The sequence below is a fragment of the Umezawaea sp. NPDC059074 genome, assembly GCF_042738955.1.
Classification (GTDB): domain Bacteria; phylum Actinomycetota; class Actinomycetes; order Mycobacteriales; family Pseudonocardiaceae; genus Umezawaea.
The window spans coordinates 1-13285 of the sequence record NZ_JBHYHC010000073.1 but is presented as its reverse complement, the minus strand read 5'-3'; the positions used below and the strand labels follow the sequence as shown (position 1 = coordinate 13285).

Sequence of the window (13285 nt, the reverse complement as noted above, 5' to 3'; positions counted from 1 at the left end):
CGACTTGGTACCCTCATCACCATGCTGACCAGCAAGGGACTGGCCACCCGCGCCCGCATCGTCGAGCACGCCGCCGCCATCGCCCGCGACCGCGGCGTGGCGCAGACGAGCCTGGAGTGCGTCCGCTCGGCCGCGAACGTCAGCAACAGCCAGCTGTTCCACTACTTCCCGGACGGTCGCGAGGCGCTGATGCTCGCCGTCGCCCGCTTCGTGGCCGACTCGATCCTGGCGGACCAGGAGCCCCGGCTGCGCGGGGCCAGGACGTGGCGGGCGTGGAAGGAGTGGGCCGACATCCTGTGCTCGTACTACGAGTCGCCGGGGTCGCGCTGCGACATGACGACGCTGCTCGGCCAGCTCGACTCCGACACGCCGGGGGTGCGCGACATCCTCGCGGACTTCTTCGCCCGGTGGGAGCGGGCGGCCGCGGACGGCATCCGCGCGATGCAGGCCGCGCGCAAGGTCCGGCCGGACCTGGACGCCGACGCCACGGCGGCCGTGCTGGTCGCGGGCATCGTCGGCAGCGTCGTGCACCGGTCGGTCACCGGCACGAACGAGAGCCTGCGCACCACCCTGCACACCGTGATCGCCGGGCTGCGGGGCTGATCACCGGTCGAGCGGGACCACCGTCGCGCCGGGGTGGCTCCCCGACTCGGCCTCGTCGAGCATCGCCGCGGCGACGGTGGCGCGGCTGACGCGGGCCGGGAACAGCCGTCTCGGCACGTCGGCCACGTCCAGCGCGCGCCGGTCGTCGCTCAGCGGCCCGTCGGTCAGCGGACCGGCGTGGAAGACCGTGCCGCCCGCGGCGAGCACCTCCGTGTCCGCGGCGACCTTGTCCTCCAGGTCCCCCTTGAGGACCACCTTCAGCAGCGTCCGGGTCAGCGGGCCCACCGCCGCGGCCGTGACGCCCGTGCCGAACCCGCCCAGCCAGACGATCCGCTCCGGACGGGCCCGGACCAGCGCCCGCGCCCCCGCGATCAGCACCCCCGGCGGGGAGCCGTCGACGTTGCCGAGTCCGGACAGGACGGTCGTGCCGTCACGGACGGCGCGGGCCACGGAATCCGGGTCCCGGACGTCCGCGGCGACGCGGATCAGGCGGTCGGAGTCCGGGACGGCCACGCGCTTCGGGTCGCGGGCGACGGCGGTGACGTCGTGCCCGCGGGCGAGCGCCTGGCGGGTCAGCTCCAGGCCGGTGGCGCCGGACGCGCCGAGGACGGTGAGGTTCACCGGACACCGCCCAGCAGCTCGACGGCCTCGCCGTGCAGGCCGGGCGCGGTGGCCAGGACGCTCTCGCTGCCCACGCTCCACGGCTCGCCGCGCACGTCGGTGAGCACGCCGCCCGCCTCCGCCACCAGCAGCGCGCCCGCCACCAGGCCGGACCGGACGTCGCTGAACTGCCAGAACACGTCCATCCGCCCGGCGGCGACGTGGATGAGCTGCAACGTGGCGGGCACGGACACCCGCACGGCCGCGCCGGTGGCCAGCACCGCCGTGACGGACTCGCCGATGCGCCGGTACGTCTCGGCGCTCTCCCCCGGCTTCGCCTGCCCGGTGCCGACCATCGCGCAGTCGAACGACTTCTTCGCCGACGGGCTCAGCGGAACCCCGTCCTGGTAGGCCCCGCCGCCCGCGATCGCCGTGTAGGTCGTGCCCGCCAGCGGGAGGTGGACCACCGTGAGCACCGGCTGGTTGTCGCGGACCAGCGTGGCGGTCAGGCCCCAGTCGGTCAGGCCGTGGATGTGGTTGATGTTGCCCTCGGCGGGGTCGACGACCCACCACTCGCCCGCGGGCAGTTCCCCGCCCTCCAGCTCGTCCTCGACCCAGCCCGCGCCCGGCCGCGCCGCCAGCAGCGGCTCCCGGAGCAGGTCCAGCACGGCCTCGTCGTTGGCGTGGATCGCGGCGACGACCTGCTCGCGGTCGTCCAGGTGCGGCGGCTCGGCGGTGAAGCGCTCGCGGAGCAGCTCGCCGGCCGTCTCGACGATGGTGACGACCTCGGCGAGCAAAGTGTTGTCCGACATGGTTTTCCTCGTTCCTCTCGGGTGGTGTCACCACCGTATGAGCGCCGAGCCATAACGGCCAGTGCATCCTTGCTCATGTACGATTTACCTCCATGCAACTGGATTTGAACCTGCTCACGGCGTTGGACGCCTTGCTGGAGGAGGGCAGCGTCACCGGCGCCGCGGACCGGCTGCACCTGTCGGCCCCCGCGATGAGCCGCACGCTCGGCCGCATCCGCCGGGCGACCGGGGACCAGATCCTGGTGCGCACGGGCCGGACGATGACGCCGACCCCGCACGCCACGGCGATCCGCGAGCAGGTGCACGCGCTGGTGCACCAGGTCCAGGCCGTGCTGTCGCCGGAGCGCGCGGTCGACCTCGCCACGCTCGACCGGGTGTTCACCCTCCGGTGGCACGACTCGATCACCACGGCGGTCGGCGCGGACCTGCTCGCCGCCGTGCGCGCCGAGGCGCCGGGCGTGCGGTTGCGGTTCCTCGTCGAGTCGGCCTCCGACACCGACGAGCTGAGGCGGGGCCACATCGACCTGGAGGCCGGGACCACCGAGCCGGACCTGCCGGAGATCAGCCGGGAACTCGTGGGCCACGACCGCGTGGTCGTCGTCCTGCGCGCGGGCCACCCGCTGACCGAGGAGCCGCTCACCCTGGAGCGCTACACCGCCGCCGAGCACATCACCGTGTCCCGCCGGGGCAGGCTGCGCGACCCGATCGACGACGCGCTGCTCGACCGAGGCCTGCACCGCACGGTCGTGGCCGCCGCCCCGACCGCCGTGGCGGCGATGCAGCTCGTGCGGAGCGGCGACTTCCTGGCCGCCGTCGCCGAGCGCACGAGCAGGCCGATGCTCGACGACCTCGGACTGGTCGCCCTGCCGCTGCCGCTGGAGACGCCCCCGGTGCCGCTCTACCTGGCGTGGCACCAGCGCTACGACGGCGACCACGCGCACGCGTGGCTGCGCACCAGGACCCTCGCCGTGCTCCACGCGCTGCGCGACGCGTGAGGCCCGGATCCTGTTGGATACGGGGGTGACGACCTTCGCGATCGTGGGTTCCGGGTGGCGTTCCGAGTACTTCTGGCGGCTCGCGGCCGCGCTGGATGGCCTCACCTGCGTCGGGGTGGTGTCCCGACGGCAGCAGGAACTGCCGGTGCCCGTGCACCTGTCGCTGGACGAGTGCCTGGCCACCACGAAGCCGGACTTCGTCGTGACGTCCACCCCGTGGGGCGTGACGCCGGGCCTGATCGTCGACCTCGTGGAGCGCGGGGTCCCGGTGCTGGCCGAGACGCCGCCCGCGCCGGACCTCGACGGGCTGCGGGCGTTGTGGGGCAAGGTCGGGAGGAGCGGTCTCGTGCAGGTCGCCGAGCAGTACACCCGGATGCCGTCGCACGCCGCGCGCGTGGCGCTGGTCCGCTCCGGCGTGATCGGCGACCCGACCAGGGTGGACGTGTCGTCGACCCACCAGTACCACGCCGTGTCGCTCATCCGGACGCTGCTGGGCGTGGGCCGGGGCCCGGTCGAGGTGCGGGCCGTCCGGACGACCGCGCCGCTGGCCGACCCGATCTCGCGCGACGGGTGGGCCGACCCGGTCGAGGTGAAGCAGGCGACCACGACCATCGGCACCCTCGCGTTCGACGGCGGCGGGTTCGGGCTCTACGACTTCACCGACAACCAGTGGCACAACCAACTGCTGATGCGCCGCCTGCTGGTGCGCGGCACGACGGGCGAGCTGCGCGACCACGAGGTCGTCCGGCTCGCGGGCGAGCGGACCATCGTGCGGACGGAGGTCGTGCGCCGCCAGACCGGGTACGACCTCGACCTCGACGGCTTCGACACCGACCACATCACGTTCGGCTCCGACGTGCTGTACCGCAACCCCTTCCAGGGGCGGCGGTGGAACGACGAGGAGATCGCCATCGCGACCCTCCTCCAGGACATGGCGGCGTGGGTGTCCGACAGCGGTCCCGAGCCGTACCCGCTGGCGGACGGCGTCCACGACCACCGCGTGGCGCTGGCCGTCGAGGAGGCCGCGGACACCGGGTCGGCGGTCCGCGTGGGCGACGAACCGTGGCGCTGAGGGCGCGGGACCACCCGCGGACCGGCGGCCACCCCAGAACCACCCCGGAACCCCAGAGTTCGTCACCAGACCCTGGAGAACCGGTCGTCAGGGCGTAGCGCGGGACCGATCCGCGGGGTAGAAATATCCGACTCGATGGGAGCGCTCTCTCGGCCCTACCGCCACTGAGCCGCCCCCTGCACACCCCCGGACAAGGCAGGTCGACGATGATCGCGCGCCGCATACGCTCCACCGCCGGAGCACCACTCAGCCAGTCCCCCGCCACCCGCCTGAGAGGGCGTTCCGCATGATCACCGCGAAGCGGGTCCTCGCACTGGGCCTGGCGGTCGTGCTGGTCTCCGCGACCACCGCGACGGCAGCGCCGAGCACCGAGTCGCGCACCCAGGCCCCCGCCTTCGGGGCCAACGTGACCGTGTTCGACCCGAGCATGCCGGTCGCGCAGATCCAGGCGACCCTCGACGCGACCTACGCCAAGCAGGTCGACAACGAGATGGGCACGGACCGGTACGCGTACCTGTTCAAGCCCGGCACGTACGGCACGGCCGAGCACCCGCTCCAGATCAAGGTGGGCTACTACACCGAGATCTCCGGTCTCGGAGGCGCTCCGACCGACGTCGTCATCAACGGCAAGGTCGAGGTCTACAACCGCTGCCTCGCCGACGGCGGCACGAGCAACTGCCTGGCGCTGGTCAACTTCTGGCGCACCATCTCCAACCTGACGGTGAACGTCAACGCGACCGGCCAGGACGGCTGCCGCTCGACCGCGAACTTCTGGGCCGTGTCCCAGGCCGTGTCGATGCGCCGCGTGAACTTCACCAACGGCGGCCTGTCGCTGATGGACTACTGCACCGCGGGCCCGCAGTTCGCCAGCGGCGGCTTCATCGCCGACTCCAAGCTCCCGGCGACCACCAACGGTTCCCAGCAGCAGTGGCTTACCCGCAACAGCGAGGTCGCCAGCTGGTCGAACGGCGTGTGGAACCAGGTGTTCTCCGGCGTCGTCGGCGCCCCGTCCGACGCCGCGTTCCCGGACCCGCCGTACACGACGGTCGAGAAGACCCCGGTCAGCCGGGAGAAGCCGTACCTGTTCGTGGACGCGCGCGGCAAGTACAACGTGCGGGTGCCGGACGCGAAGAAGAACAGCAGCGGCATCTCCTGGGGAGCCGGGCAGACGGCGGGCCGCACGATCCCGCTGAGCGACTTCTACGTCGCGAAGCCGACGGACAGCGTCTCCACGCTCAACCTCCAACTGCTGATCGGCAAGAACCTCCTGCTCACCCCCGGCGTCTACGACGTCGCCCGCAGCATCGAGGTCCGCCGCCCGAACCAGGTCGTCCTCGGCCTGGGCCACGCCACGCTGACCGCGGTCAACGGCGCGATCCCGCTGGACGTCGCGGACGTGCCCGGTGTCGTCGTCGCGGGCGTCACGGTCGACGCCGGCCTGAAGGAGTCGCCGGTCCTGCTGCGCGTGGGCCGGAAGAACGCGTGGGGCTGGAGCTCCTCGACCAACCCGACCACGCTGTCCGACGTGTACTTCCGCGTCGGCGGCCCGCACGTCGGCAAGGCCGACACCGCGCTGGAGGTCAACAGCGACAACGTGCTCATCGACCACACCTGGGTGTGGCGCGCGGACCACGGCGTCGAGGGCTTCACCGACACCCAGCGCTGGAACACCAACACCGGCCGCAAGGGCGCCGTCATCAACGGCGACAACGTGACCGCGACGGGCCTGTTCGTCGAGCACTTCCAGCAGTACAACACCACCTGGAACGGCGACAAGGGCACGACGATCCTGTACCAGAACGAACTGCCGTACGACCCGCCGACGCAGGCCGACTGGATGAACGGCAGCGTCGAGGGCTACGCCGGGTACAAGGTCGGCAACCGGGTCAAGACCCACACGCTCTACGGCGGTGGCGTCTACGTCTTCAACCAGAACAACCCGACGATCCACACGGAGAACGGGTTCGAGGTCCCGCAGACGCCCGGTGTGAAGCTGCACCACATCATGACGGTCAACCTCAGCGCGGGCGTCGTGGACCACGTCGTCAACGGCGTGGGCGACGCGGCCGACACGACCAAGGTCGGCGTGCCGGTGTTCGTCAAGGAGTACCCCGCGCCGTAAGGGCGGGACGACACGAGGGGCCCCGGAGCGCGGTTGCTCCGGGGCCCCTCGTGCATCACTTGGTTGAGTGTTGCAACGGTTTGTCGGTACGTTGTTCCCGTGGCTGACCAGGACCCCGAACAGGCGGAACCCGGCGGTCCGGGGCGGCGCCCGGACGCCGCCGAGGCGTTGCGCGTGGCGAAGCGGACCTACCTCGCGGGCGAGCGGGTGGACATGCAGAAGCTCGCCGCCGAACTGGGCGTGGACCGCACGACGCTGTTCCGCTGGGTCGGCAACCGCGACCAGCTGCTCGGCGCGGTGCTGTGGTCCGTGGGCGAGCCCGCCCTCCGCGCCGCCCGCGACGGCATGACCAAGCCCGGCGCGCAGGGCGTCGCCGAGGTCATGGGCCGCTTCGTCGAAGGCCTCATCAACGCCGACAGCCTGCGCGCCTTCCTGCGCCGCGAACCGGAACGCGCCCTGCGGCTGCTGACCACGAAGGCCAGCATCGTGCAGCGGGAGGTGGTCGCCGCGGTCGAGGACCTGCTCAAGCAGGAGCACGACCGCGGCACCCTGACCCACCCGATGGACGTGCGCGACCTGGCGTACCTGGTCGTCCGGATCGCGGAGTCGTTCATCTACACCGACATCATCACCGGCGACCAACCCGACTCGGCGAAGGCCGCGACGGCCGTGGCGTCCCTGCTCGGCGCCTAGCCGACCGCCGGAACCCTTGCGGGAGCGGGCTTCCCGGCCTCGGCGGCGCACCGGACGTCGTGCTCGGGGCGTTGCCCGCCGAGCAGGTAGTCGGTCACCTTCCCGTTCGCGCAAGCGTTGGCGCCGATGAGGTAAGCCCCGTGCCCACCCTGGTCGATGGTCAGCATCGCCGCCCGGTCCCCGAACGCGCGCCGCGTCGTCCGCGCGCCCGCCAGCGGCGTGGCGGGGTCCCGCTCGTTCTGCACCATGAGCACGTTGCGCGGTCCGCGGTCGGTGATCCGCACCGGGCGTTCCACCGGGTCCGCCCAGTAGGCGCACGGGTAGATGTTCGCCGCCGCGGCCCCGAACATCGGGTAGCGGACGCGGTCGACGGCCACGTTGCGCTCGTAGGTCCGCACGGACGTGGGCCACCGGGAATCCCCGCACACCACGGCGTACCGGCCGGAGATCAGGCTCTCGATCCGCTCGAGGGGCGGCACCGCGACCGGCGGCAACGGCGTGTCCGTGTCCAGCGCCCGCCAGTTCTTCGCCAGCGCGGTGAAGGCCGCGTCGCCACTGCCGTAGAGCCCGCCGAACGTGAGCATCCGGAACAGCGGCCCGCTCACGCCCTGCACCGGCGCGCGGTCGAGCCGACCGGCGAGGTCGAAGTACTTGGCCCGCACCTGCTCAGGCGTAGTACCCAGGCCGTACTCGGGATGGGCCGCGGCCCACTTCGCGAAGTCCGGGAACGTGTCCTCCACGCCCCGCGCGTACAGTCGCCCGCCCTCGACGTCCCAGCCACCCGCGCCGAGGTTGCTGTCGAGCACGATCCGATCCGTGCTGCGCGGGAACAACGTCGTGTACACCGCGCCCAGGTACGTGCCGTACGAGTAGCCGAGGAACGACGCCTTCGGCTCACCCAGCGCGGCCCGGACGCGGTCCAGGTCGCGGGCGATGTTCGCGGTCGTGTTGTGCGGCAGCAGATCCGCCGTCGACGCCGAAGCGCACTGCCGTGCGATCTGCTCCACCTCACCGGCCCGCTTCCGCACGTCGGCGGGCGTCACGGCGTACGGCGGCACGCTGCCCGCGTACTGCTGCTCCTCGGTCAGGTCGCAGGTGATCGGCGTGCTGCGCCCGATACCGCGCGGGTCCACGCCGATCACGTCGTACGCGTCCAGCACGGACTGCGGCATCCCACCGGCCCGCAGCGCCGCCGGGAACGACAGGCCCTCGCTGGGCCCACCGGGGTTGGTGAGCAGGATTCCCCGGCGCTCCTCCGGGTTCTTGCTCGCCAGCCGCGAGATCATCACCTCGATCCGCCGCCCCTCGGGCTCGCGGTAGTCCAGCGGCACCTCCAGCGTCCCGCACTCCACGCCCGGCGCGACGACGTCCGCCGGACACTCGACCCACTTCACCGCGGGCGCCGCTGACGCCACTCCCGGCGTCACCACCACCGCCGCGGCCATCACCACAACCGCCATCAACCTTCGCACAAGCAAACCCCTCCCCCGACGACCTGCCCCGACGGCAAGCCGAATCCAGGAAAACTCAGTCGTTCATCCGCACCAGAACGTCGATCTGGGCCGCGTTGTAGAGCTCGCCGACGACCTTGGCGGCCGTCCGCAACGCGTACTCCTCACCGCGCGGCGCACCCGCGAACAGCCCGGCGGCCTCCGGGAACGCCGTGCGCACCTCCCGCACGAACGGCAGCGCGCGCAACCCGTCGGCCAGCCGTTGCCGGGTCTGTACGTCCGCGTCCACCGGCAGGGCCTCGAACTCGACCACCACGGGGTCCTTCGCGTAGTCCCCCAACGCCCCGGCGTACGCGGCCATCGCCTCCGGCGAGACCAGCTGGGCCAGCACCACGGCGAGCGAGCGTTCCCGCGGCGACAGGCCCGCCTCGGCGATGGCCGCGGCCACGTCCGAGGGCAGGTCGGTCGCCGTCTCCTCGCGCAGGATCACCGCGACCTCGGCCCGCGCCCGTTGCAGCCGCTCGATCGACGCGGCCAACTCGGCGTCCAACCGCCGCAGCGCGTCACCGGGGTGCTCGTCCTCGTCACCCAGCTCCGCGATCCGCGCCAACGACAGCCCGAGCCCGGTGAGCCGCTTGATCCGCAGCACGCGCACCAGGTGCGGCACGCCGTAGCTCTTGTAGCCGTTGGCCCGCCGTTCGGGCTCGGCGAGCAGCCCCACCTCGTGGTAGTGCCGGACGGCGCGCACCGTCGTGCCCGCCAGGTCCGCGAGCTGGCTCGTGCTCCACCCCACGACGTGGCCCTCCTCGACGTCCGCCGACGCGGTCGCGCCGACACGTCAAGTGGAAACCATGCCGTTGCGGCACGGTCAAGCCAGGCGGAAACTTTCCGACCAAGGTCGGAGTCCGTCATACACCTTCGTCTACGACGGGATCTTCTTTAGAACCACTCCGGGTCGGCGTCGAGCGTCGTGCGGTCGAGGTCGGCGAGCAGGTCGAACTGGGCGGCGGTCTTCGGCAGCTCGTACCGCAGGAAGTACCGCGCCGCCTGCCGCTTGCCCTCGTAGAACGCCCCTTCCTTGCCCGCCGCGGCGAGCAGCTGCTCCAGCCACATCCACGCCACCACGACGTGACCGGCGGCCTCCAGGTACAGCGACGAGTTCGCCAGCGTCGCCGCCGGGTCCCCGGCCGACCACAGCAGCTTGGTCACCTCGACCAGCCGCCGCGTGGCCGCGTCGACCGCCGCAGCGTGCTCCACCACCGCCGGGTCACCGCCCTCGGCCCGCGCCACGGCCGCGCCGATCGTCTCGGCCAGCAGCCGCAGCCCGGCCCCACCATCGGCGACGACCTTGCGCCCCAACAGGTCCAGCCCCTGGATGCCGTGCGTGCCCTCGTGGATCTGGTTGAGCCGGTTGTCCCGGTAGAGCTGCTCCACGTCGTAGTCGCGGGTGTACCCGTACCCGCCGTGCACCTGGATCGCGAGGCTGTTCGCCTCCAGGCACCACTGCGAGGGCCAGCTCTTCGCGATCGGCGTGAGCACGTCGAGCAGCACCCCAGCACGCCGCCGGGCGTCCTCGGTCTCGCCGGTCTGCTGCTCGTCGATCAGCAACGACGAGTACAGCCCCAGCGCCAACGCGCCCTCCACGTACGACTTCTGCGCCAGCAGCATCCGCCGCACATCGGCGTGGTCGATCAGCCGCACCGGTTTCGAAGACGGGTCCTTGTCCCCCGGCGGCCGCCCCTGCGTGCGCGTCTTCGCGTACTCGACAGCCTGGAGATAGCCCGTGTACCCGAGCGCGGTGGCCAGGAACCCGACACCCACACGGGCCTCGTTCATCATGTGGAACATGTAGGCCAGCCCGCGGTGCTCCTCACCCACCAGGTAGCCCACGGCTCCCGCCTGCCCACCAACGGGATGGGTACCGTCCCCGAACGCCAGCACCGCGTTCGTGGTGCCCCGGTTCCCCATCTTGTGGTTGAGCCCCACCAGTGTCACGTCGTTGCGAGTGCCGTCCGCGAGGAACTTCGGCACAACCATCAACGAGATGCCCTTGACCCCAGGCCCACCGCCAGGCACCTTCACCAGCACCAGGTGCACGATGTTCTCGGACAACTCGTGATCCCCACCGGAGATCCACATCTTCGTCCCGGACACCCGGTACGTGCCGTCATCCTGCGGCAGCGCCTTCGTCGTGATGTCGGCCAACGACGACCCCGCACCAGTCTCGGACAGGCACATGGTCCCGAAGAACCGCCCCTCCAACATAGGCCGCACCCACTGCTCGACCTGCTCGGAAGACCCGTGCGCCACCAACAGGTTCGCGTTGCCCACCGTCAACAACGGATAACTGGACGTCCCCGCGTTAGCGGCCTGGAACCAGAACATCGACGCCCGCGCCAACGTCATAGGCAGCTGAAGCCCACCCAGCTCCTCATCGAACGGAGCCGCCGTCAACCCCGCCTCGGCAAAGATCCGCAACGCCCGCGCGACCTCGTCGATCACCGACACGGTCCCGTCCGGCAACATCACCGGCTCATTCGCGTCGGCCTTCTTGTTGTGCGGCGCGAAGTCCTTCGTCGCGATCGACGCACTCAACTCCAACACCGCGTCGAACGTCTCCCGCGAATGCTCCCGAAACCGCTCCCGCACGGTCAACGACTCGACGTCAAGCCACTCGTACAGCAGGAACTCGAGATCCCGCCGCGACAAGATCGCAGCCACCTCACACCTCCAACACGAGCTTGCCGGTGTTGGCACCGGCGAACAGCATCCGCAACGCCTCAGGAAACTCCGTCACCCCACCACTGACGACCTGCTCCCGCGAAATCAACTTCCCTTCCTGGTACCACCCGGCCAACTCCTTGATCGCCTCAGGGAACCGCTCGACGTAGTCGAACACCAACATCCCCGCCATGCTGGCCCGATTCACGATCAACGACAGGTAGTTCTTCGGCCCGTAGGCGGCCTCGGTCCGGTTGTACTGCGAGATGGCCCCACAAATCACCACACGCGCGTTCCGCCGCAACTGCGCCAACACGTTGTCCAACACCGGCCCACCAACGTTGTCGAAGTACACATCGACCCCATCCGGCGCGGCAGCGTGCAACGCCCGCCCAACCCGCTCACTCTTGTAATCAATGGTCGCGTCAAACCCCAGTTCATCCCGCAACCAAGCACACTTCTCGGCCCCACCGGCAATCCCGACGACCCGACACCCACGCACCTTGGCCAACTGCCCCACCACAGACCCGACAGCCCCAGCCGCCCCCGACACCACAACGGTGTCCCCAGCCTGCGCCCGCCCAACGTCGAACAACCCGAAGTACGCGGTCAACCCCGGATACCCCAACAACCCCAACCACGTAGGCGCGGGTGCGACAGAAGTGTCCACCCGAGACAACCCACGCCCATCGGACACAGCGTGCTCCTGCACCCCGAACGCCCCGATGACCCGCTCCCCCACGGCGTAAGCGGGATTCCGAGACTCCACCACCACCCCAACGCCAGCGGCCCGCATCACCGCCCCCACCTCCACCGGCGGCGCATACGACGGCACGTCGTTCAAATACCCGCGCATGGCCGGATCCAACGAGAGGTACTCGACCGACACCAGCAACTCCCCGTCACCGGCCACGGGAACGTCCTCTTCGGTCAACTTCCAGGTGCTGTCACCGGGCAACCCGGTAGGCCGCTCAGCAAGACGGATCTGCCGGTTCACCTGGGCTGACATCGCACTCCTCCACACGCCGGATCCACTGAAATCAACGTATCGGCAAGTCGTTGCAACATTCAAGGGACTGATGCATAGTCACCCCGTGGAGCCCGTGCTGACCGAACGGCGAGGCCCAGTACTCCTGGTGACCTTGAACCGCCCAGACCGCCTCAACGCCTGGACGGAAGACCTGGAAACCCACTACTTCACCGCCCTGGACCAAGCGGACAACACCCCCGACATCCGCGCGGTGGTGGTCACAGGAGCGGGCAGGGGCTTCTGCGCAGGCGCAGACATGACAGCGCTGACCGAGGTAGACGCAACAGCAACCCTCCCAGAACCCCCACGCCCCCGCACCTACCCCATGACCTTCCGCAAGCCCCTCATAGCCGCCATCAACGGCGCAGCAGCAGGCCTGGGCTTGGTGCAGGCCCTCTACTGCGACCTCAGATTCGCCACACCAACAGCAAAACTCACCACGTCCTTCACCAGACGAGGTCTCATAGCCGAATACGGCATAGCCTGGCTACTACCAAGACTGATAGGCCCCAGCAAAGCCATGGACCTACTCCTCTCAGCACGAGTGATCCTGGGAGACGAAGCTCTCTCCATGGGCCTGGTAGACCGCCTGGCAGCCCCGGAAACCCTGGTGGACGAAGCAGTCGCCTACGCCACAGACCTGGCAACCCACTGCTCCCCAACATCAATGGCAGTGGTCAAACAACAGGTACACCAGGCCCTCGACACAGACTTCACCACAGCAGCACAAGAAGCAGAAACCCACATGCTGAATTCCCTACAACGCCCAGACTTCACCGAGGGCATCACCAGCTACCTGGAAAACCGCCCCCCAAACTTCCCCAACCTCCCCTAACCCACACCAATCACCACCGACACGACCTTCCGGCCCCAGCCCCAACTTGCGCCAGGACTCACCGTCAGGCTCTCTAGGCCTCCGGCCTCAACTCGCATCGATCGCGACCGGCACGACTGCCGGACCCTGGGCCAAACCGACACCGCCGACCAACCGCCACGGGCCTTTGGGCCCCCGGCCCACACTGGCACCGCCGACCAACTGCCATGCACCTTCCGGCCCCCGGCCGCCACTCGCACCGCTGACCAACTGCCAGGGCCCTTTTGGGCCCCCGGCCGCCACTCGCACCGCACCAAATCCGGACCGTGCCGGCAGGTTCTTTTAACCCCCACCCCGGCCGGCCCCCGATTG

At 70.3% G+C, this 13285-nt stretch carries 12 protein-coding genes; 6 read left to right on the top strand and 6 right to left on the bottom strand.

Annotated features, from left to right (window positions below):
* The first annotated feature begins 21 nt into the window (after window positions 1-21).
* A complete protein-coding gene (locus tag ACFWW9_RS28475; RefSeq protein WP_390384175.1) occupies window positions 22-603 on the top strand; it encodes a TetR/AcrR family transcriptional regulator in 582 nt (193 codons plus the stop codon).
* Here the strand turns inward: ACFWW9_RS28475 and ACFWW9_RS28470 are convergent, their stop codons facing one another.
* Complete coding sequence (locus tag ACFWW9_RS28470; protein WP_390384173.1) at window positions 604-1224, bottom strand: NAD(P)-dependent oxidoreductase; 621 nt, start codon at window positions 1222-1224, stop codon at window positions 604-606.
* Window positions 1221-2015, bottom strand: coding sequence for an inositol monophosphatase family protein (locus ACFWW9_RS28465; protein ID WP_390384171.1), 795 nt, complete (start codon window positions 2013-2015; stop codon window positions 1221-1223). The genes ACFWW9_RS28470 and ACFWW9_RS28465 overlap by 4 nt, the downstream gene beginning before the upstream one ends.
* Before the next feature lie 92 nt (window positions 2016-2107).
* Between ACFWW9_RS28465 and ACFWW9_RS28460 the strand changes: the two genes are divergently transcribed.
* From ACFWW9_RS28460 to ACFWW9_RS28445, 4 genes are all read left to right on the top strand, one after another.
* Window positions 2108-3010, top strand: a complete 903-nt coding sequence (locus tag ACFWW9_RS28460) for a LysR family transcriptional regulator (protein ID WP_390384169.1) — start codon at window positions 2108-2110, stop codon at window positions 3008-3010.
* Window positions 3011-3035: 25 nt separating this feature from the next.
* A complete protein-coding gene (locus ACFWW9_RS28455; RefSeq protein WP_390384167.1) occupies window positions 3036-4082 on the top strand; it encodes a Gfo/Idh/MocA family protein in 1047 nt (348 codons plus the stop codon).
* Window positions 4083-4368: 286 nt separating this feature from the next.
* On the top strand, window positions 4369-6204 hold the full coding sequence (locus ACFWW9_RS28450) for a hypothetical protein (RefSeq protein ID WP_390384165.1): 1836 nt from the start codon (window positions 4369-4371) through the stop codon (window positions 6202-6204).
* Between the two features lie 99 nt (window positions 6205-6303).
* Window positions 6304-6897 (top strand): QsdR family transcriptional regulator, encoded by a 594-nt coding sequence (locus ACFWW9_RS28445; RefSeq protein WP_390384163.1) that lies wholly within the window; start codon window positions 6304-6306, stop codon window positions 6895-6897.
* Here ACFWW9_RS28445 and ACFWW9_RS28440 read toward each other — a convergent pair.
* From ACFWW9_RS28440 to ACFWW9_RS28425, 4 genes are all read right to left on the bottom strand, one after another.
* A complete protein-coding gene (locus ACFWW9_RS28440; RefSeq protein ID WP_390384161.1) occupies window positions 6894-8357 on the bottom strand; it encodes an alpha/beta hydrolase in 1464 nt (487 codons plus the stop codon). The genes ACFWW9_RS28445 and ACFWW9_RS28440 overlap by 4 nt on opposite strands.
* 67 nt (window positions 8358-8424) lie before the next feature.
* On the bottom strand, window positions 8425-9141 hold the full coding sequence (locus ACFWW9_RS28435) for a MerR family transcriptional regulator (protein WP_390384159.1): 717 nt from the start codon (window positions 9139-9141) through the stop codon (window positions 8425-8427).
* A gap of 146 nt (window positions 9142-9287) precedes the next feature.
* Window positions 9288-11069 (bottom strand): acyl-CoA dehydrogenase, encoded by a 1782-nt coding sequence (locus ACFWW9_RS28430; RefSeq protein WP_390384157.1) that lies wholly within the window; start codon window positions 11067-11069, stop codon window positions 9288-9290.
* Between the two features lies 1 nt (window position 11070).
* The gene (locus ACFWW9_RS28425) at window positions 11071-12078 is read right to left on the bottom strand and encodes an NADP-dependent oxidoreductase (RefSeq protein WP_390384155.1); all 1008 of its coding nucleotides are present in this window, start codon (window positions 12076-12078) and stop codon (window positions 11071-11073) included.
* Between the two features lie 85 nt (window positions 12079-12163).
* Between ACFWW9_RS28425 and ACFWW9_RS28420 the strand changes: the two genes are divergently transcribed.
* Complete coding sequence (locus ACFWW9_RS28420; protein WP_390384152.1) at window positions 12164-12934, top strand: enoyl-CoA hydratase-related protein; 771 nt, start codon at window positions 12164-12166, stop codon at window positions 12932-12934.
* Window positions 12935-13285: the final 351 nt, after the last annotated feature.